Origin of the sequence: Massilia sp. CFBP 13721, assembly GCF_014842025.1 — a bacterium.
Lineage (GTDB): Bacteria > Pseudomonadota > Gammaproteobacteria > Burkholderiales > Burkholderiaceae_D > Telluria.
In genome coordinates, this window is the sequence record NZ_JACYUY010000011.1 from 1 (window position 1) to 18,535 (window position 18,535).

General features: G+C 65.6%; 20 protein-coding genes. 6 read left to right on the forward strand and 14 right to left on the reverse strand.

The window, feature by feature from the left end; genetic code table 11:
- The 3 genes from IFT60_RS26355 to IFT60_RS12215 form a co-directional block, all read right to left on the reverse strand.
- A partial coding sequence (locus IFT60_RS26355) for a hypothetical protein (RefSeq protein WP_206759233.1) occupies positions 1-204 on the reverse strand: 204 nt, incomplete at its 3' end.
- A gap of 43 nt (positions 205-247) precedes the next feature.
- Positions 248-805 carry a GNAT family N-acetyltransferase gene (locus IFT60_RS12210; protein ID WP_192052258.1) on the reverse strand — a complete coding sequence of 186 codons (558 nt, stop codon included), beginning with the start codon at positions 803-805 and terminating at the stop codon, positions 248-250.
- Positions 805-1,569, reverse strand: coding sequence for an IclR family transcriptional regulator domain-containing protein (locus tag IFT60_RS12215; protein ID WP_192052259.1), 765 nt, complete (start codon positions 1,567-1,569; stop codon positions 805-807). Before IFT60_RS12215 ends, IFT60_RS12210 begins: the two co-directional genes overlap by 1 nt.
- Positions 1,570-1,711: 142 nt before the next feature.
- Here IFT60_RS12215 and pcaH point away from each other — a divergent pair, with 142 nt between their 5' ends.
- Genes pcaH through pcaCD form a run of 4 tightly spaced genes read left to right on the forward strand, consistent with a single transcriptional unit; the run spans position 1,712 to position 5,617 of the window.
- Positions 1,712-2,404 carry a protocatechuate 3,4-dioxygenase subunit beta gene (pcaH, locus tag IFT60_RS12220; RefSeq protein WP_374000914.1) on the forward strand — a complete coding sequence of 231 codons (693 nt, stop codon included), beginning with the start codon at positions 1,712-1,714 and terminating at the stop codon, positions 2,402-2,404.
- Positions 2,405-2,415: 11 nt separating this feature from the next.
- On the forward strand, positions 2,416-2,937 hold the full coding sequence (locus IFT60_RS12225) for a peptidase associated/transthyretin-like domain-containing protein (protein ID WP_192052261.1): 522 nt from the start codon (positions 2,416-2,418) through the stop codon (positions 2,935-2,937).
- 16 nt (positions 2,938-2,953) lie between these two features.
- Positions 2,954-4,348 (forward strand): 3-carboxy-cis,cis-muconate cycloisomerase, encoded by a 1,395-nt coding sequence (gene pcaB / locus IFT60_RS12230; protein WP_192052262.1) that lies wholly within the window; start codon positions 2,954-2,956, stop codon positions 4,346-4,348.
- Positions 4,349-4,354: 6 nt separating this feature from the next.
- On the forward strand, positions 4,355-5,617 hold the full coding sequence (pcaCD, locus tag IFT60_RS12235) for a bifunctional 4-carboxymuconolactone decarboxylase/3-oxoadipate enol-lactonase PcaCD (RefSeq protein ID WP_192052263.1): 1,263 nt from the start codon (positions 4,355-4,357) through the stop codon (positions 5,615-5,617).
- 176 nt (positions 5,618-5,793) lie between these two features.
- On the opposite strand, the gene IFT60_RS12240 is transcribed toward pcaCD, so the two are convergent.
- Together IFT60_RS12240 and IFT60_RS12245 are read right to left on the reverse strand one after the other, a co-directional pair.
- Complete coding sequence (locus IFT60_RS12240) at positions 5,794-6,750, reverse strand: PDR/VanB family oxidoreductase (RefSeq protein ID WP_192052264.1); 957 nt, start codon at positions 6,748-6,750, stop codon at positions 5,794-5,796.
- On the reverse strand, positions 6,747-7,790 hold the full coding sequence (locus IFT60_RS12245; RefSeq protein WP_192052265.1) for an aromatic ring-hydroxylating dioxygenase subunit alpha: 1,044 nt from the start codon (positions 7,788-7,790) through the stop codon (positions 6,747-6,749). The genes IFT60_RS12240 and IFT60_RS12245 overlap by 4 nt, the downstream gene beginning before the upstream one ends.
- A gap of 132 nt (positions 7,791-7,922) precedes the next feature.
- On the opposite strand from IFT60_RS12245, the gene IFT60_RS12250 reads away from it, so the two are divergent.
- Positions 7,923-8,414: a MarR family winged helix-turn-helix transcriptional regulator gene (locus IFT60_RS12250; RefSeq protein WP_229510835.1), complete on the forward strand. Its 492-nt coding sequence runs from the start codon at positions 7,923-7,925 to the stop codon at positions 8,412-8,414.
- A gap of 218 nt (positions 8,415-8,632) precedes the next feature.
- On the opposite strand, the gene IFT60_RS12255 is transcribed toward IFT60_RS12250, so the two are convergent.
- The 8 genes from IFT60_RS12255 to IFT60_RS12290 all read right to left on the reverse strand — a co-directional run bounded on the left by IFT60_RS12255 (position 8,633) and on the right by IFT60_RS12290 (position 16,060).
- A complete protein-coding gene (locus tag IFT60_RS12255) occupies positions 8,633-9,808 on the reverse strand; it encodes an ABC transporter substrate-binding protein (protein WP_229510844.1) in 1,176 nt (391 codons plus the stop codon).
- Positions 9,809-10,063: 255 nt separating this feature from the next.
- Entirely contained in the window at positions 10,064-10,765 is a 702-nt protein-coding gene (locus tag IFT60_RS12260) for an ABC transporter ATP-binding protein (protein WP_192052266.1), read from the reverse strand.
- Positions 10,758-11,510, reverse strand: coding sequence for an ABC transporter ATP-binding protein (locus tag IFT60_RS12265; protein WP_192052267.1), 753 nt, complete (start codon positions 11,508-11,510; stop codon positions 10,758-10,760). Before IFT60_RS12265 ends, IFT60_RS12260 begins: the two co-directional genes overlap by 8 nt.
- Positions 11,507-12,562 carry a branched-chain amino acid ABC transporter permease gene (locus IFT60_RS12270; protein WP_192052268.1) on the reverse strand — a complete coding sequence of 352 codons (1,056 nt, stop codon included), beginning with the start codon at positions 12,560-12,562 and terminating at the stop codon, positions 11,507-11,509. The genes IFT60_RS12265 and IFT60_RS12270 overlap by 4 nt, the downstream gene beginning before the upstream one ends.
- Complete coding sequence (locus tag IFT60_RS12275; protein ID WP_192052269.1) at positions 12,559-13,425, reverse strand: branched-chain amino acid ABC transporter permease; 867 nt, start codon at positions 13,423-13,425, stop codon at positions 12,559-12,561. The genes IFT60_RS12270 and IFT60_RS12275 overlap by 4 nt, the downstream gene beginning before the upstream one ends.
- Positions 13,426-13,540: 115 nt before the next feature.
- A complete protein-coding gene (pcaF, locus tag IFT60_RS12280; RefSeq protein ID WP_192052270.1) occupies positions 13,541-14,743 on the reverse strand; it encodes a 3-oxoadipyl-CoA thiolase in 1,203 nt (400 codons plus the stop codon).
- Between the two features lie 16 nt (positions 14,744-14,759).
- Positions 14,760-15,398: a CoA transferase subunit B gene (locus IFT60_RS12285; RefSeq protein ID WP_192052271.1), complete on the reverse strand. Its 639-nt coding sequence runs from the start codon at positions 15,396-15,398 to the stop codon at positions 14,760-14,762.
- Entirely contained in the window at positions 15,395-16,060 is a 666-nt protein-coding gene (locus tag IFT60_RS12290) for a 3-oxoacid CoA-transferase subunit A (RefSeq protein WP_192052272.1), read from the reverse strand. Before IFT60_RS12290 ends, IFT60_RS12285 begins: the two co-directional genes overlap by 4 nt.
- A gap of 210 nt (positions 16,061-16,270) precedes the next feature.
- Here IFT60_RS12290 and IFT60_RS12295 point away from each other — a divergent pair, with 210 nt between their 5' ends.
- The gene (locus IFT60_RS12295; RefSeq protein WP_192052273.1) at positions 16,271-17,125 is read left to right on the forward strand and encodes an IclR family transcriptional regulator domain-containing protein; all 855 of its coding nucleotides are present in this window, start codon (positions 16,271-16,273) and stop codon (positions 17,123-17,125) included.
- Between the two features lie 224 nt (positions 17,126-17,349).
- Here IFT60_RS12295 and IFT60_RS12300 read toward each other — a convergent pair whose 3' ends face one another.
- On the reverse strand, positions 17,350-18,444 hold the full coding sequence (locus tag IFT60_RS12300; RefSeq protein WP_192052274.1) for a porin: 1,095 nt from the start codon (positions 18,442-18,444) through the stop codon (positions 17,350-17,352).
- Positions 18,445-18,535: the final 91 nt, after the last annotated feature.

The following is an 18,535-nucleotide window of genomic DNA, read 5'->3' on the forward strand; positions in this document are numbered from 1 at the left end:
AGGCATGACCGAAAAACCGGACATTTCTAATTTGCTGCGACCGGACATTTCTAATTTGCCTTTACAGGGTCGGCTCCACCCCGGCATCCGCACCAACGCGCCCCATGCGCCGCCCACGCGTTCAACGCACGCATGCATCGCGACGACGCGAGGTGTCACGCGCCGGTTGAACGCGTGGGCGGCGCTGGCGTCATCGAGGTCCACGCATTCGGGTGGAGCCGACCACCCTACGACCGTGTGCAGCAGTTCAACGCCCGCCGGTAAATTCGCTGCGCAGCAGCCCATACACATATGCATCAACGAACACCCCATGCAGGCATTCGTCCTGGCGCAGCACGCCCTCGCGCGTAAAACCCAGCCGTTCGGCCACGCGCATGCTGCGTTCGTTGCCGGTGGCGCAGCGCAGTTCGATGCGGTTCAGGCCGAGCGGGCCGAAGCACCAGGCCAGCACGACCTGCAGCGCATCCGTGACGATGCCTCGGCCGGCGAACCCGCTGCCGAGGAAATAGCCGATTCCGGCCTTGCGGCCCCCATGGTCGATATCCTTCAGGCGCACGGCGCCACACAGGGTGTCGCCGCTGAAGAGATGCCATTCAAAGGCCGTCCCGGCGACGGCGCACGCGCTAGCGCGCTCGAGATGCGCATGCGCGGCATCGAGCGATGCCAGGGTGGCCACCATCGGCAGCCAGGCCTGCAGGTGCTCGCGCTCCTGCCGCACCAGCGCCGCCAGCATGTCAGCGTGGCCGGGCGCTACGGGAACGATGGCGATGCCGCCGCCGTACAGCGTGACCGGTTGCAGCGGCATCACAGCAACGCCCCCAACTCAACCTGAATCTTGATCATCGCCGGCAAACAGCGCTCCACCATCTGTTCGATCGGCAACCGCCCTGCATGCACGCTGACGTTCATCGCCGCCACCACCTCGCCCCGGAAATTGCGTAAAGGGACGGCGATCGTGCGCAGGCCCAGTTCCAGTTCCTGGTCGACCAGCGCATAGCCCTGGGCACGGGCGCGGGCGATTTCCAGCGCCAGGCGTTCGCGGTGCACGATCGTGTGTTGGGTGATCGGCTCCGGCTGCGCGCGTCCAAGGAAGGCGTCGACCTGCGCCTGCGGCAGACTGGCCAGCAGCATGCGGCCGTTCGCGGTGCAGTATGCCGGCACGCGCGTGCCCGGCTGCAGCGTGGCCGACACCAGCTGCCCGGCGCTGACCGCCGCCACGCACACCAGCTGGTCGTGGTCGAGCACGCCGACCGAGGCCGCTTCGCCCAGCGAATACGCCAGCCGGTACAGCAAAGGCTGGACGATGCGCGGCAGGCGCGCCGAGTGCAGGTAGGACTGGCCGAGGCGCAGCACGGCTGGCGTCAGCGAAAACAATTTGTTCTCGTGGCGCATGTAGCCGAGGTGGGTCAGCGTGATCAGGTAGCGGCGCGCCGCCGCGCGCGTCAGCCCGGTCGCTTCGGCCACCTCGGCAATCGTCAGGCGCGAGCGTTCCTGGTCGAAGGCTTCGATCACCTTCAAACCTTTTTCCAGGCCGGCGACGAGATCACGTTCAAGAGGAATGTCAGGCATGGGGAGCAAAAAGTCATCGATTTGTGCGAGTATCGCACGGAGTGTGCGCAAGGTGGATGGCGCACCACCTCCGCCGCTTGTGGCAAGCGCTAGACCGGCCTACCATTTCCTGCATCGACAAGATTATTGGAGGAGACAAACCGTGAAATTCGACGTCATCGAACCGGGCATTTACCCCGAGCTCATTTATCCGGCCTACAAATCGACCGTGCCGCGCGGTCCGAAGCAGCCGAACCTGCGCATCGAGGCGCCGGTGCCGGTCACGCAGAACATCGTCACCACGCCGCGCCTGCTGCTGCCGAACGACACCGACCTCACCAGGCACGGCCAGGGTGAGCCGCTCGGCGAAAAGATCGTCGTCACCGGCCGCGTGGTCGACGAGGACGGCAAGCCAGTGCGCAATTCGCTGGTCGAAGTCTGGCAAGCCAACTCGGCCGGACGCTACTGGCACAACAAGGACCAGCACCCGGCCCCGCTCGACCCGAATTTTTATGGCGTCGGCAAGATGCTGACCGACGACGACGGTCGCTACCGTTTTGTCACGATCAAGCCCGGCCCCTACCCCTGGGGCAACCACGAAAAGGCCTGGCGCCCGGCGCACATCCACTTTTCGCTGTTCGGCAACGTGTACGCCCAGCGTCTGGTGACGCAGATGTATTTTCCGAGCGATCCGCTGTTCGACTTCGATCCGATCTTCCAGAGCGTGCCCGATGAAGCCGCGCGCCAGCGCCTGATCTCGCGCTTCAGCATGGACGAAACCGTCGGCGGCGAGATGCTCGGCTACGAATTCGATATCGTCCTGCGCGGACGCGACGCCACGCCGATGGGCCTGTAAGGAGAATCATTATGTCCAACATCACCACCTCGCAAACCATCGGGCCCTTCTCGCACGAAGCCTGGCAATGGGCGGTTTCCGCCTGCACGCCAACCAACGTCAAGTCGAGCGCGCCGACCATCAACATCAGCGGCGTCATCTACGACGGCAACGGCGCACCGATCAACGATGCCCAGATCGAAGCCTGGACGCCCGCCGGCGCCGCGCACGAAGCCGAACATTCCATCCCGGGCTTCCGCCGCATACCGAGCGGCGAAGCGGGCGAATTCTCGATGTGCATCTCGATGCCGGAAGCCGCCACGCGCGGCGAGCCGGTCATGTACGTCACCGTGTTCGCACGCGGCTTGGTAAAGCACCAGTTCACCGCCGTGTTCCTGGAAGACGACACGGGTCTCGCGCAATCGGCGATACTGAACCAGGTGCCGGAAGCGCGCCGCGCCACCCTGCTCGCGCGCAAGACCGGAGAGAATGCCTACCGCTGGGACATCTGGATGCAGACCGAGAAGGAAACCGTCTTCTTCGACTACGTCTGAGCGGCAAGCCTGACCCATGAGCGTATCGATTTTCGACAGTTTCCTTACCACCCCCGACGCGATCGCCGCCTTTGACGACGCGGCGATCGTCGGGGCCATGTTCCGCTTCGAGGCGGCCTTGGCGCGCGCCCAGGCCGAGCAAGGCCTGATCCCGGCCGCTGCCGCCAGCGCCATCGCCGGCGTGTGCAAGGCCGAGCTGTACGACATCCCGGCCTTGATCGCTGCCGGCCGCCGCGCCGGCAGTCTTGCCATCCCCTTGGTGAAAGAACTCACCAAGACCGTCGCGCTGTACGACGAAGCCGCGGCGCGCCACGTGCACTGGGGCAGCACTAGCCAGGACGTGATCGACACCGCCATGGTGCTGGTCACGCGCGACGCACTGCAGCTGCTCGACGATGGGCTGCAGACCTTGAGCGCGCACTTGCTGACGCTGGCCGACGACCACCTCGCCACGCCGGTGCTGGCGCGCACGCTGATGCAGCCGGCGCAGGTGACCAGTTTCGGCTTCAAGGCCGCCGGCTGGCTCGCGCCGCTGGTGCGTGCGCGCGCATCGCTGCGCGCGGCCGCCGAACGTGCCCTGCAGCTGCAGTTGGGCGGCGCGGTCGGCACTTTGTCGGTCATGAAGGAACACGGTGGCGCGGTGGCGGAACGCGTCGCGGCGCAGTTGGGTTTGAAAGTCGCCGACGCCGCCTGGCATACCCAGCGCGACGAATGGGTGCGCCTCGGCCTGGAAGTGGCGGTGCTGACGGGCAGCCTGGGCAAGCTGGCGACCGACCTGGCGCTGATGGCGCAAGGCGAAATCGCCGAGCTGGCCGAACCTTCGGGCAATGGCCGCGGCGGCTCGTCGGCAATGCCGCACAAGCGCAATCCCGTGTCGTCGATGATCGCCCTGGCGGCGGCGCGGCGCACGCCCCAGCATGCGGCGGCGCTGCTGGCCTGCATGGACCAGCAGCACGAACGGGGCCTGGGCAACTGGCAGGCGGAACTGGCCGAATGGCCGCCGCTCTTCCTCTCGGCCCACGGCGCCCTGAATGCGCTGGACGACGCCTTTGCCGGCCTCACGGTCGACCGCGAACGCATGCTGGGCAATATCGCGGCCTTGAAGGGGCTGGTGTTTGCCGAGAGCGCGTCGAGCTACCTGGCCGGCGCGGTCGGCCGTCCCGCCGCGCACGCGCTGCTGGAAGGCCTCACGGTACGGGTTACTTCCGAACACCGGCCGTTGGACGCGCTGCTGCAGGACGCCGTCAAGGCCGACGCGCAGCTCGCGGCGCATGTCGATCTCGACCATCTCGCCACCCTGTTCGATCCGGTCGCCACCCTCGCACCGGCACGGCGCCTCGCCGAAGGCCAGCTGCAAGCCCTGCGTGCGCGCATGGCCGCGCTGGACGCCACTCCTCCTTTTCGAAAGTAACGACGCATGAGCTTCGATCCGATTGACCACGACTTCGAACGCGGCCTGCACAACCGGCGCACCGTGCTGGGCGACGAATGGGTAGACCGTTCGCTGAACAAGGCGTCCGGCTTCAATGCCGACTTCCAGAACCTGATCACCCGCTTTGCCTGGAACGAGATCTGGGGCCGCCCGGGCCTGGACCACAAGACGCGCCGCGCGATCGTCCTGTCGATCACGGTCGCGCTGGGCCGCTGGGAAGAGTTCGAGCTGCACGTGCGCGCCGCCCTGCTCGGCCCGGACGACAGCCGCCTCACGCCCGACGAGATCAAGGAAATCCTGATGCAGTCGGCCATCTACGCCGGCGTACCGGCCGCGAACACGGCATTTACGCATACGCTGGCGATCCTGCGCGAAGTCGGCGAACAGATCGGCTACGTGCTGGAACCGGCCGCGCCTGGCAGCGCCGCGCATTCCGGCATCGGCCGAGAAAAACGCACCAGCACCAGCCCCGCCCTGCACTACAGCGTGCGCGAGCCGCGCAGCGGCAAGGCGCCGCGCCACACGGTCGTACTCAGCCACGCGCTGGGCTGCGACCTGACGATGTGGGACAGCCTGGCGAACCAGCTGGCGGCGGATTGCCGCGTCATCGCCTACGACCACCGCGGCCACGGCAGTTCCGACGCACCGGATGCGCTGTACACGATGGCCGATCTCGCCGACGACGCCGCACGTCTTCTGCGCGAGCTCGACATCGGGCCGGTGGTCTGGGTCGGCTTGTCGATGGGCGGCATGGTCGGCCAGGAGCTGGCCCTGCGCCATCCTTCCCTGGTACGCGCCCTGGTGCTGGCGAATACGACGGGCGGCTATCCGGAAGCAGCGCAGGCGGTATGGGAGCAGCGCATCGCCACCGTGCGCGCGGACGGCATCGAAGCGATCGCGGATGCGGTCATGGGACGCTACTTCCACGACGCCTTCCGCGCACACAAGGCGGCCACCGTGGCGCGCTACCGGCGCCGGCTGGTGACGACCGATGCGGTCGGGTATGTTGGGTGCTGCAATGCGGTGGGCAAGGTGGATACTGCCGGCCGCCTGGGCCAGATTGGCGTGCCGACGCTGGTGATTGCCGGCGAATTGGATCAGGGAACGCCGGTGGCGATGGCCGAGGCGCTGGCGCACGGGATCCCGGGGGCGCGGCTCGAGGTCATCGAAGGAGCATCGCACTTGAGTGCGGCGGAGCAGCCGGCTGTGTTTTCCCGCCTGGTGACGGACTTTGTGGCCGAGCTATAGGCCGGCAAGCGCGCGATCGTAGGGTGGGCTCCGCCCACGCGGTACGTCGTTTGCATGCCGCACCTTTCCTGGAACGGTGCGGCACGCAAAGGTTCGACCGCGTGGACAGAGTCCACCCTACGTATCGTGGTCTATCGTGCTTCGCGATTGAACGCGTGGACGCCACCCCGTCCATCCTACAAATCCAGCACCAGCACCTTCGACTTCGACCGCGAACAGCAGGGCGTGAACTGGTCGTTCGCCGCCTGCTCCTCTTCGGTGAGGTACATGTCGCGGTGGTCCGGCACGCCTTCCACCACGCGCGTCAGGCAGGTGCCGCAGACGCCTTCTTCGCACGAGTAAGGGATCTCGACGCCGGCTTCGGCCAGCACCTTGATCACCGTGGTGCCGGTGGGGACCGTGAATACCTTGCCGCTGGAGGCGAGCTTGACGTCGAAGGGTTGGTCGCCGGTGGTGTCCACCGCCGCCGCGCTGAAGTATTCGACGTGCAGCTGCGCCTGCGGCCAGCCCTGCGCCTTGGCCGTGTCCAGCACGTAGGTGATGAAGCCTTGGGGGCCGCACACGTAGAGGTGGGTGTCCGCTTCCGGCTTGGCCAGCAGCGCCGCCATGTCGAGCTTTTGCGCCGCATCGCCGCTGTCGTAGTGGAAGTGGACCAGGTCGCGCAGGTGCGATTCGCCCAGGCGCTCCTTGAACGCCGCCTTTTCCGGCGAGCGCGCGCAGTAATGCATCTCGAACTGCGCGCCCTTCGCCGCCAGGGTTTCGGCCATCGCCAGGATCGGCGTCACGCCGATGCCGCCGGCCAGCAGCAGCGTGCGTTTGGCATCGACCAGCGGGAAATGGTTCTTCGGCGCCGAAATGCTCAAGACCGAGCCGACGTCGATGTGGTCGTGCATCGCCTCCGAGCCGCCGCGCGAGCCGGCGTCGCGCAGCACGCCGATCTGATAGCGGTGGGTTTCGGTCGGCGCGTTGCAGAGCGAGTACTGGCGCACCAGGTTGCCCGGCAGGTGGACGTCGACGTGGGCGCCGGCCTCGAAGCCCGGCAGCGCCCCGCCGCTAGTGGGCACCAGCTCGTAGCTGCAGATGCCGTCGGCTTCGTTGTGCCTGCTTGCTACGCGAACCTCAATGGTACTCATGGCGCGAACTCCTTCATCTGCTCTTTCGACAGCCATTGATCGATGATGCGGCGCGACTGCACGCCGCCGGCGTCGATGTTCAGCATCAGCAGCTTGCGCTCGGGGTGGCGCAGGATGTTCTGCTGCTGCAGTTCCAGCATCTCGCGGTCTTCGCCGAAGATCTTGCCCTGGCCTTCGCGGATGGTCGCGGTCAGCTCGGCGTCCTGCGGCTTGAAGTTGCGCGCCATGCCCCAGAAATACCAGTGCGAAGTCTCGGTCTCGGGCGTGATGAAGTCGACCACGATCGACGACGCCTTGTGCTCGTTCGGCGCGTTGTAGCCGCCCTTGCCCGCATGGGCGACGCCGACTTCGATCATCACGTGGCTGGGTGCGTTGAAGCGGCAGATCTGCCAGCGGTCGACCGGCACGTCGTCGGCCAGGCCGTTGCCGCGCAGGGCCGCCTGCCAGAACGGCGGCGGCATGATGTTTTCCATGAAGCGGCTGGTGACCACCTCTTCGCCCTCGACCTTGGTCGTCACCGGCGCCTCGTCGATTTCCTTCTGGCCGATCGAGGATGCGTGGACATAGGTCTCGTGGGTCAGGTCCATCAGGTTGTCGACCATCAGGCGGTAGTCGCAGTTGATGTGGTACAGGCCGCCGCCGTAGGCCCACTCGGGGTTCTCGGCCCATGCCAGGTGGTGGATGGTGGCCGGGTCGGCCGCTTCCTTGTCGCCGGTCCAGACCCAGATGAAGCCGTAGCGCTCTTCGACCGGATAGCTGCGGATGCCGGGGAAGCCGCGCACGCGCTGGCCGGGCATGCTGATCGCCTTGCCTTCGCAGCCCATTTCCAGGCCGTGGTAGCCGCAGACCAGGTTGCCGTCGCGGACAAAGCCGAGCGACAGGGGCGCGCCGCGGTGCGGGCAGAAATCCTCGACGGCGGCGACCTTGCCGCCCTGGCCGCGATAGAACACGATCTTCTCGCCGCAGATCTGGCGGCCCAAAGGCTTGCCGTCGATTTCGTCGGGGGTGCAGGCTACGTACCAAGCGTTTTTCGGGAACATCTCGTCTCCTTTTTTAGCTGCTCAATATTCAGTACACTGAATGTGAGAAAAGTATCACGCGTTTGCGCGACGAAGTAAACTAGGTTTTCAAACTTTTTTCATGGTGCGCTGCACCACTTATCGACTGGAAATATGCCTGCAGAAAAAACACCTGACGCACGGGGCGAGATGCTCGATTTGTACGATCACCCGGGCCATTTGCTGCGGCGCGCCCAGCAGATTTCGGTGTCGATTTTTTACGACGAAATGGGGGGCGAACTCACGCCGGTGCAGTATGCGATCCTGAGCCGGCTGGCCGAGCATCCCGGCATCGACCAGGTGTCATTGGCCGGACTGGCGGCGATCGATACCTCGACCGGCGCTACCGTTTGCGCCCGGCTCGAGGAAAAAGGCTTGCTCGAGCGGCGCGTGATTCCGCACAACCGGCGCCAGCGCGCCTTGACCATCACGACCGCCGGCCAGGGCGTGCTCGATGCGCTGGTGCCGGGGGCGCAGCGCTTGCGGCAGCGCTTGCTCGATCCCTTGAGCGTGGAGGAGCAACGGGTGTTCATGACGTTGCTGGCGAAGCTGGTGAACGAGAATAACGAGCAGAGCCGGGCGCCGCTGGCGGTGCCGGAGAAGTAAGCCGTTTTCGTATTTCGTAGGGTGACTCCGTCCACGCGTTCACCGGTCGATCATCGTTGCATTCTCCGTGAATCGATCCGCATGCGCATGTGGGGCTGTTGCCTGCGCTGCTATCGGCATCTTTAATCCGCGTGGACGGAGTCCACCCTACGGGAAACGGTACGGGCCGCTACGCGGAACGAGAAGCCCGTTCATGCGCAGCCGGCCGATGCAATCGATCACTCCACGCCTGGATCCTTGAACTTCTCCACCTTGTCGAACTCGACGTTGTACACCCCACCCTGCCCCTGCTCGGCCTTGCGGATATACACCGTCTGGACGATGTCGCGCGTGGCCGGGTCGATCGTGACCGGGCCGCGTACGCTGGTCCAGGACTGGCCTTTCATCGCTTCCAGCAGCTTCGGTCCGCTGCTGTCGCCGTTGGTCTTCTTCAGCGCGGCGTACAGCAGGTGCATGCCGTCGTAGGCGCCGACGGCGTGGAAGTTGGGGCGCATGTTCTTGTTCGCCTTGGTGAACGCGGCCACGAAGGCCTTGTTTTCCGGCGACGGGTGCGCGGCCGAATAGTGGTGGCTGCTGACCACGCCCACGGCGGCCGGGCCGATGCTCGGCATCAGGTCGTCATCGAGCACGTCGCCGGTGGCGATCAGGCGGATGCCGGCTTGTGCGAGGCCGCGGTCGGTGAACTGCTTCAGCACGGCGGCGCCTTCGCCCGAGGGCACGAAAACAAACAATGCATCCGGTTTTGCGTCTTTCACGCGCGCCAGGAAAGGCGAATAGTCGGGGTTGCGCAGCGGCGCGCGCAGCGAGGCGACGATCTTGCCGCCGGCTTTCGTGAAGTCTTTCACGAACACCTTTTCGGCGTCGATGCCGGGGCCGTAGTCGGAAACGAAGGTGACCACCGACTTGATCTTGTTCTTGGCCGCCCACTGCGCCATCGGCGCGGTGACTTGCGCCAGCGTGAAGCCGGTGCGCACGATGTAGGGCGAGCGCTGCGGAATCACCGAGGTGGCTGCGTTCATGACGATCATCGGTACCTTGGCCTGGGTCGCGACTGGGGCGGCGGCAAAGGCGAGCGGGGTCAGGCCGAAGCCGGCCAGCACCTGCACCTTGTCGCGCGCGACCAGCTCCTGGGCGATGCGCTTGGTGACGTCGGGCGAGACGCCGCCGTCGTCCTTGAGGATGATCTGTACCGGACGGCCGGCGACGGTGGCGCCGTTCTGCTGCAGGAACAGCTTGACCGCGGCGTCGACCTGGCGGCCGGTGGAGGCGAAGGGGCCGGACATGGGGACGATCAGGCCGACCTTGATCGGGTCGGCGGCGTGGGCCAGGTTGGAGGCGAGGCCGGCGGACAGAATTGCGGCGCCGAGGACGATATGGCGGCGGGTGGTGTTCAGGTAGTTCAAGGTGTGTCTCCTCTTTTTTATGGGTGCGTCCAAAGACGCATTTGTAGGGCGGGCATGCCCGCGTGATACGTGGCGGCGAGATCGTCGAACACGACATCGGAGCCGTCACGTATCACCGCGTGGACTCAGGAGTCCACCCTACGTACTTGCGCGAACACGTAGGGCGGGCATGTCCGCGTGATACGCACGGCGAGATCGTCGAGCACGACATCGGAGCCGGTACGTATCACGGCGGGCATGCCCGCCCTACGCGACGGCGACTAACCGGTCGAGCTTCTCGCCATCGGCCAGCAAACTGGCTGAATCGGAGTCATGGACGATGCGGCCACGGTCCAGCACGATCGCGCGCGAGGTCAGCGACAGCGCCAGGCGCGCGTGCTGTTCGACCACGATCACCGACATGCCCTCTTCCGCCACCAGCTTCCTGATCACACGCACCAGTTCCTGCACGATGATCGGCGCCAGGCCTTCCATCGGTTCGTCGAGCAGCAGGATGCGCGGGTTGGTCATCAGGGCGCGGGCGATGGCAAGCATTTGCTGTTCGCCGCCGGAGAGCTGGTTGCCCATGTTGGCGCGCCGTTCGTGCAGGCGCGGGAAGATCTCGTAGATCTTCGCCAGGTTCCACGGCCCGGGACGCTCGACCACGGTCAGGTGCTCCTCGACCGTCAGCGAAGGGAACATGTGGCGTTCCTGCGGCACCCAGCCCAGGCCCGAGCGCGAGCGTTTATAGGTCGGCACGCGCGCGATGTCGGCGCCACCCCAGCGGATCGAACCCTTGTGCAGGCGCGTCAGGCCCATCAGCGTGACCAACAGACTGGTCTTGCCGACGCCGTTCCGGCCCAGGAGCGCCAGGCTGTCGCCTTCGTTCATCGTAAACGACACGTCTTCCAGCACGATCGATTCGCCGTAGCCGGCGGTGACGCCGTTCAATGCCAGCAATTCAGCCATGTTCGGCCTCCCCCAGATAGACTTCCTTCACACGCGGGTCGGCGGCGATTTCGTCCGGCGTCCCTTCGGTCAGCACCTTGCCGCCCACCAGCACCGTGATGCGGTCGGCAAAGCGGAACACCAGGCCCATGTCGTGCTCGATGAAGAGCACGGTGACGTCGCGCGGCAGGCCGGCGATGACTTCGAACAGCTCCTTGGATTCAAGCGAGGGAATGCCGGCGGCCGGTTCGTCCAGCAGCAGGATCTTCGGCTTGGTCGCCAGCGCCAGCGCGATCTCGACCAGGCGCTGCTTGCCGTAAGCCATGCTGCGGGTGATGGAATTCGCCTCTTTGGTCAGCTTCAGGGTCGCCAGCAGGGCCATCGCTTCGTCGACCACGTCGGCGTGGTTCTCGACCGTCTTCCACCATACTTTCTGCAGGCCGCGCCGTTCGCAGATCGCCAGCACCACCGATTCGAGCACGGTCATGCCCGCGAACAGGGTGTTGATCTGGAAGGTGCGCGTCATGCCGAGTTTCACGCGCTCGTGCTGCGGCAGCTTCGTGATGTTCTGGTCGCCCAGCCAGACCGCGCCGCTGGTCGGCGGGAAGCCGCCGGTCAGCAGGTTGATGAAGGTGGTCTTGCCGGCGCCGTTCGGACCGATCAGCGCATGGCGCGCGCCGGGCTCGAAGTTCAGCGTGATGTCGGTGTTCGCCTTGAAGCCGCCCCATTGCTTCGAGAGGCCTTCGGTACGGAGCGTGTTCGTCATGCTGCCTCCTTGCGTCGCTTGTTACCCACAATACGGGCGTAAATCTTCTCCGCGCCACCCATGATGCCCCCGCGTGCGAACAGCACGATCAGCACCAAGAACAGACCGATGTAGAACTGCCAGTAGGCCGGATCCAGGCCCGAGATCTTGTCCTGCGCGATCATGAACACGGCCGCGCCGATCAGCGCGCCGTACAGGCGCCCGGTACCGCCCAGCACCAGCATGATCAGCAGTTCCGCCGAGCGCGGAAAGCCAAGCACGTCGAGGCCGACGAACTGGGTCGTCTGCGCCAGCAGCGCACCGGCCACGCCGGCGACCGCGGCGGCGACGGTGAAGATCGTTTTCAGGCGGCGGTCGACGTGGGCGCCGATGGCCGGCATGCGCCGCCCGCCTTCGCGGATGCCGCGCAGCGACATGCCGAAGGGCGAATTGACCAGCCGGCGCAGCACCACGAACAGGATGAACAGCACGCCGAAGCTGTACCAGAAGGCGGTCTTGCCGAACAGGTCGAACTCGAACTGGCCGAACAAATTCCCCATCACCATCCCCGACAGGCCGTCGACGCCGCCGGTGATGAAGGCGGCTTTATTCGCCGCCTCGAACAGCATCAGGCCGATGCCGAGCGTGACCATCAGGCGCGCCAGGTCCTGGCCGCGCACCACCAGGAAGCTGACGATGAAGCCGGCGATGCCGGCGACGAGCGCGGCCGCCAGCAGGCCGGAAATCGGTTCGCCCCAGCCATGCACCGACAGCAGGCCGGCGGTGTAGGCGCCGAGCCCGAAGAAGGCGGCATGGCCGAGCGAGACGATGCCGGCATAGCCCAGGATCAGGTCGAGCGAGAGCGCGAACAGGCCGATGATCATGATCTGGCTGATCAGGACCAGGTAGTCGGGGAACAGGAAATAGGACGCCACCGGCAGCAGCCAAAACACGATTTCGAGCGGCTTCCAGCGGTCGTTCGGCAGGCGCAGCGCGGAGCGGTCGACAGCGGTTGCGGCAGCGGCCCCGGTGTTGCCGTCGGATTTCAGGATCGAAGTGGAACGGACGTTCATGCTTTCCTCCGCACGAGACCAAACGGGAACAGGATCAACAGCACCACCATCAGCGTATAGATGACAAAGGCGCCCACTTCCGGCACGTAGTACTTGCCGGCGACGTCGAACACGCCCAGGATCAGCGCGGCGATCAGCGGCCCCTTGATGGAACCGGCGCCGCCTACGGCCACGACCAGCAGGAAGTAGACCATGTATTTCACGGGGAAGCTCGGGTCCAGGCCCAGCACGTCGATGCCCAGGCCCCCGCCCAGCCCGGCCAGGCCGGAGCCGAGGGCGAAGGTCAGCGAAAAGACGCGGCTGACGTTGATGCCCAGGCCGGCGGCGGCGGTCTGGTTGTCGACCGAGGCGCGGATCTGGGCGCCGAAGCGGGTACGCTCGATCAGCAGGTAGAGGCCGAGCGTGACCAGCACCACGATGCCGATCAGGAACAGGCGGTAGGAACCGAGGTCCAGCCCCAGCACGTGCACCTGGCCGCGCAGCCAGTCCGGCAGGTTGACCGGCTGCTGGGTCGGGCCGAACAGGAAAGTCGCGCCGGCCACCGCCATGAAGGTCAGGCCGATCGAGAACAGCACCTGGTCGAGGTGGGTCGCCTGGTACAGCTGGCGGTACAGGGTGCGTTCCAGCACCAGGCCGACCACGGCCGCGGCGATGAAGGCGAGCGGCAGCGTGGCGAGGAAAGGCATGCCGAGCTTTTGCAGCAGGGTCACGCAGACGTAGCCGCCGACCATGGCGAATGCGCCGTGCGCCAGGTTAATGAAGTTCATCATGCCCATCGTGACCGAGAGGCCGACGCTGATCAGGAATAAGAGGCTGCCGTAGGCAATCCCGTCGAAGAGCACGCCAATGAAATTTCCGATCATGGCCGCCCCCCTTGTCGTTGGTGCTGGTTCATGCTTTGTCTCCTGCCTTGATGTTTGATGCTGCTGCAGCCTTGACCCGCGCCTCAGATTCGCGGGTCAGGGTTGGGATTCGGGCTTATACCCGTTCGATCACCATCGCGATCCCCTGCCCCACGCCGATGCACATCGTGCACAGCGCGTAGCGGCCGCCGGTACGGTGCAGCTGGTACATGGCGGTGGTGACGAGGCGCGCGCCGCTCATGCCCAGCGGGTGTCCCAGCGCGATGCCGCCGCCGTAGGGGTTCACCCTTGGATCGTCGTCGGCAATGCCGAGTTCGCGCAATACGGCCAAACCTTGCGATGCGAATGCCTCGTTCAACTCGATGATGTCCATCTGGTCGATGCTCATGCCGAGCTGGGCCAGCAGCTTCTTGCTGGCCGGCGCCGGGCCGATGCCCATCACGCGCGGCGGCACGCCGGCGGTGGCCATGCCGACGATGCGGGCGCGCGGCGTCAAGCCGTGCTTCTCGGCTGCTTCCTTGCTGGCGATGAGCACGGCGCAGGCGCCATCGTTCACGCCCGAGGCGTTGCCGGCGGTGACCGAACCTTCCGGATGGACCACGCCCTTCAGTTTCGCCAGCGCTTCGAGGCTGGTTGCGCGCGGATGCTCGTCCTGCTCGAAGGAGATGTGGTCCCCTTTCTTTTGCGGAATCAGCACCGGAACGATTTCGTCCTTGAACAGGCCTTCAGCCTGGGCGCGCGCGGTCTTTTGCTGGCTGGCCAGGGCGAACTTGTCCTGGTCTTCGCGCGACACCTTGTAGTCGACGGCGACGTTCTCGGCCGTCTCCGGCATCGAATCGGTGCCGTACATGTGCTTCATCTGCTTGTTCGGGAAGCGCCAGCCGATGGTGGTGTCATAGATCGTGGCCTGGCGCGAAAAGGCGCTGTCGGCCTTGCCCATCACGAACGGCGCACGCGTCATCGATTCGACGCCGCCGGCGATCATCAATTGCGTTTCGCCGGCCTTGATGGCGCGCGCGGCGATGCCGATCGCGTCCATGCCCGAGCCGCACAGGCGGTTCACGGTGGTGCCCGGTACGTCGGCCGGCAGGCCGGCCAGCAGCGAGGACATGTGGGCGACGTTGCGGTTGTCTTCGCCGGCCTGGTTGGCGCAGCCGAAGATCACGTCGTCGACTTGCGTCCAGTCGACCGTCGGGTTGCGGCGCATGAGTTCGCGCAGTGGCACGGCGCCGAGGTCGTCGGCACGGACGTCCTTCAGGGCGCCGCCGTAGCGACCGATCGGGGTGCGAATCGCGTCGCAGATGAATGCGTCAGTCATGTCTGTTCCTTTCAATTCAAGCTTCAATGAGGCGTGCCGCGGTGGCAGCCTGCAGTTCTTCGAAGGTGAGGCCCGGCGCCATCTCGACGACGCGCAAGCCATCCGGCGTCACGTCGAGCACGGCCAGGTCGGTATAGATGCGGTTCACGCAGGCCACGCCGGTCAGCGGGTAGGTGCATGCGGGGACGATCTTGCTCTCCCCGGTCTTGGTCTGGTGGTCCATCATTACGTAGACCTTCTTGGCGCCGAGCGCCAGGTCCATGGCGCCGCCGACCGCCGGGATCGCGTCCGGCGCGCCGGTATGCCAGTTGGCCAGGTCGCCCTGTTCCGACACCTGGAAGGCGCCGAGCACGCAGATGTCGAGGTGGCCGCCGCGCATCATGGCGAACGAATCGGCGTGGTGGAAGTAGGCGCCGCCGGTGAGGATGGTCACGGGCTGCTTGCCGGCGTTGATCAGGTCCTCGTCTTCCTCGCCTTCGGCCGGGGCCGGGCCCATGCCGAGCAAGCCGTTTTCGCTGTGCAGGAAGACTTCGCGGTCGGCGGGCAGGAAGTTGGCGACTTTGGTCGGCAAGCCGATGCCGAGGTTGACGTAGGCGCCCTCGAAGATGTCCTGGGCAACGCGGGCCGCGATCTGGTCTCTCGTAAACTTGCTCATGCTGCCTCCTTCACCACGCGCTGGACAAAAATGCCCGGCGTGACGATGTTTTCCGGATCGATCTCGCCGAGTTCGACGATCTCGTTCACCTGGGCGATGGCGACCTTGGCGGCCATCGCCATGATCGGACCGAAGTTGCGCGCCGTCTTGCGGTACACGAGGTTGCCCCAGCGGTCCCCCTTTAACGCCTTGATCAGCGCAAAGTCGGCGTGGATGGGCGACTCGAGCACGTAGTGGCGGCCGTCGATCAGGCGCGTCTCCTTACCCTCGGCCAGCAGGGTGCCATAGCCGGTGGGCGTGAAAAAGCCGCCGATGCCGGCGCCGGCGGCACGGATGCGCTCGGCCAGGTTGCCTTGCGGGGTCAGTTCGAGTTCGATCTCGCCGGCGCGGTAGAGCGCGTCGAAATGGTGCGAGTCGGCCTGGCGCGGGAACGAGCAGATGATCTTGCGCACGCGCTTGGCGGCCAGCAGCGCAGCCAGGCCGGTGTCGCCGTTGCCGGCGTTGTTGTTGACGATGGTGAGGTCGCGCGCGCCTTGCGCGATCAATGCATCGATCAGTTCGGCTGGCATGCCGGCGTTGCCGAAGCCGCCGATCATGACGGTCGCGCCATCGTGCACGTCGGCGACGGCACGCTCCAGCGATTCATAGGTTTTATCGATCATGTTTCCACCTTGGTGATGTCACCCTGATGCGCACCCTGCATGCGGATTCATGTTCGCGCACCTGGAATGTCGCACTTGAAATGATGTTGCGGTTGTTCGATAATCGAACTAATGATTGATTACCGCCCAACCAAGTGTAGTAGCACGCTGGGCGAAAGGTCAAGAAAAAAGACCAATCGAAGCGTCCTTCCCTTGCATTAAAATCGCGCCATGACAAATTTGACGAAGCAAGCACCCGATTCGGGCAATATCAGTACCGAGGAGCAACTTGAAGAGCGCGAGCTGACAATTGCCGAGCAGATCGACGCCCTCACCGATCCCAGCTTCATGACTTCGCTGGCGCGCGGCCTGGCCGTGGTGCAAGCCTTCAGCGATTCGCGCAAGCCGCAGACCATTGCCCAGATCAGCCAGAAGACCGGCATCCCGCGCGCCGCCGTGCGCCGCTGCCTGTTCACGCTGCAACAGCTCGGCTACGTGGAAGCGGAACTGAACAATTTCTCGCTGCGTCCAAAGGTGTTGACCCTTGGCTACTCTTACCTGTCGTCGACGCCGCTCACCGTCTCCAGCCAGCCCTACCTGAACGCCATCAGCCAGCAGCTGGGCGAATCGTGCTCGCTGGCGGTGCTCGACGACGGCGAAGTGCTGTACGTGGCGCGCTCGGCCGCTTCGCGGGTGATGTCGGTCGCCTTGAACACCGGCAGCCGCCTGCCCGCCTACTGCACCTCGCTGGGGCGCGTGATGCTGGCCCACCTGGCGCCCGCCGCGCTCGACGCCTACTTCGCCAAGGCGCGGCTGCGGCCGATGACCGACAAGACCGTGACCAGCCAGAAGCGCCTGCGCGAGATCCTGCTGGGCGTGCGCCAGGACGGCTATGCGATCAACGACGAAGAACTCGAACTGGGCCTGCGCTCGATCGCGGTGCCGGTACGCGGCGCCTCGGGCCAGGTGCTGGCCGCGCTCAACGTCGGCGCCCAGGCCGGCCGCGTGAGCGCCGAGCGCATGCGCGACGAGTTCCTGCCGGTGCTGCAGCGGGGGGCGCAGGATCTGGCGGTACTGCTGCCGTAGGGTCGGTCCTTACAGCACTAACCGTGATGTACCGTACGGTGGGCATGCCCACCCTACGTGTCACCGCGGCCAACAATGTTTTCTGACCGGCGGGCCTCTCGATTCAGTAGGGTGGGCTCTCGAGCCCACGCGGTCGTACCGTTGCGTGCCGCACTCGCAAAAACAGCGTCGGTGCGCATCGGCCGGACCGCGTGGGCACAGGTGCCCACCCTACAAATCCTCGGTCAGAAGTGGTGGCGCAACCCGACCATGACGCCGTTCTGGGCCAGGCCCGGACCCACGCTGCCGCCCGCATCCAGCGCCACCGCCGACGCGCCGTCGTTGTCCATGCGGCCCACCGCGCCATACACGAAGGTGCGCTTCGACATCGCATACGTCAGGCGGGCGACGAGCATGTCGACGTCGTTGTTCGAGTTCTTGGTGTCGCGCCGAGCGATCTGCACGTCGCCGACGAAGGCGCCGAACGGATGGCTGACGCCGAAGTAGTACAGGTTCGATTCCGAGTCGCCGGTGGCCGCGTTGGCATTGGTGTCGCGCGCGATGACGCCGGCGCCGAGCTTGGTCGGGCCCAGCATCAGGTAGCCGTTGGCGGTCTTGCGTACATCGGTGTCGGCGCTGCTGGTCAGGCCGCCGGCGGCGCCGGTGTTGCCGTGCAGTTTGTCGTAGGACGCGTTCAGGCCCCACATCTTGGTTTCGTAGCCGATCAGGCCGGTGACCTGGCGGCAGGCTTTCGAGTCGCCGCCGACTTCGCCGGCGCAGTTGGTGGCGGCAGGGCCGCCCGCCGCCGAGGCGTCACGGCCGAAGCTGTAGGTCGCGCCCAGCACGAAGCCGTTGAAATTGCCCAGGTAGCCAATCGCATTGTCGCTGCGCGCGTTCGGCAGGTAGGGGTCGATGCTGCCGATGGCGAACAAATGCGGTCCCAGCACGTCGGTCTTGAGGCCCGAGATGTAGGTCATGTTCTGCTGGCGGCCGAGCGTGATCGTGCCCCAGGCGCCCTTGATGCCGACATTCGCCTGGCGGCCGAACAGGCGCCCGCCCTGCTGCTGGGTGCCGGTATCGACGGCGAAGCCGTTTTCCAGTACGAAGAAGGCCTGCAGGCCGTTGCCCAGGTCTTCGGTGCCGCGGAAACCGATGCGCGACGGGAAGGAGCTGGTGAGCGACGGGATCTTGGTGACCGAGTCGCCGGCGGCGTTGACGTTGGTCATGTGCGCGATGCCGCTGTCGACGATGCCGTAGATCTGGACCGAGGTCTGGGCAGTAGCGGAAGCCGCGGCCAGGCCGCACATCAGCGCGACGGCGCTGCAGATGGTGTTCTTCATGTTGTCTCCGGATTATGGCAATGCGTTTTATGGTATGCCGTTCGATTACCGAACAAGAGGTTGTTAATCGAACGTCGATTCGATACTATGA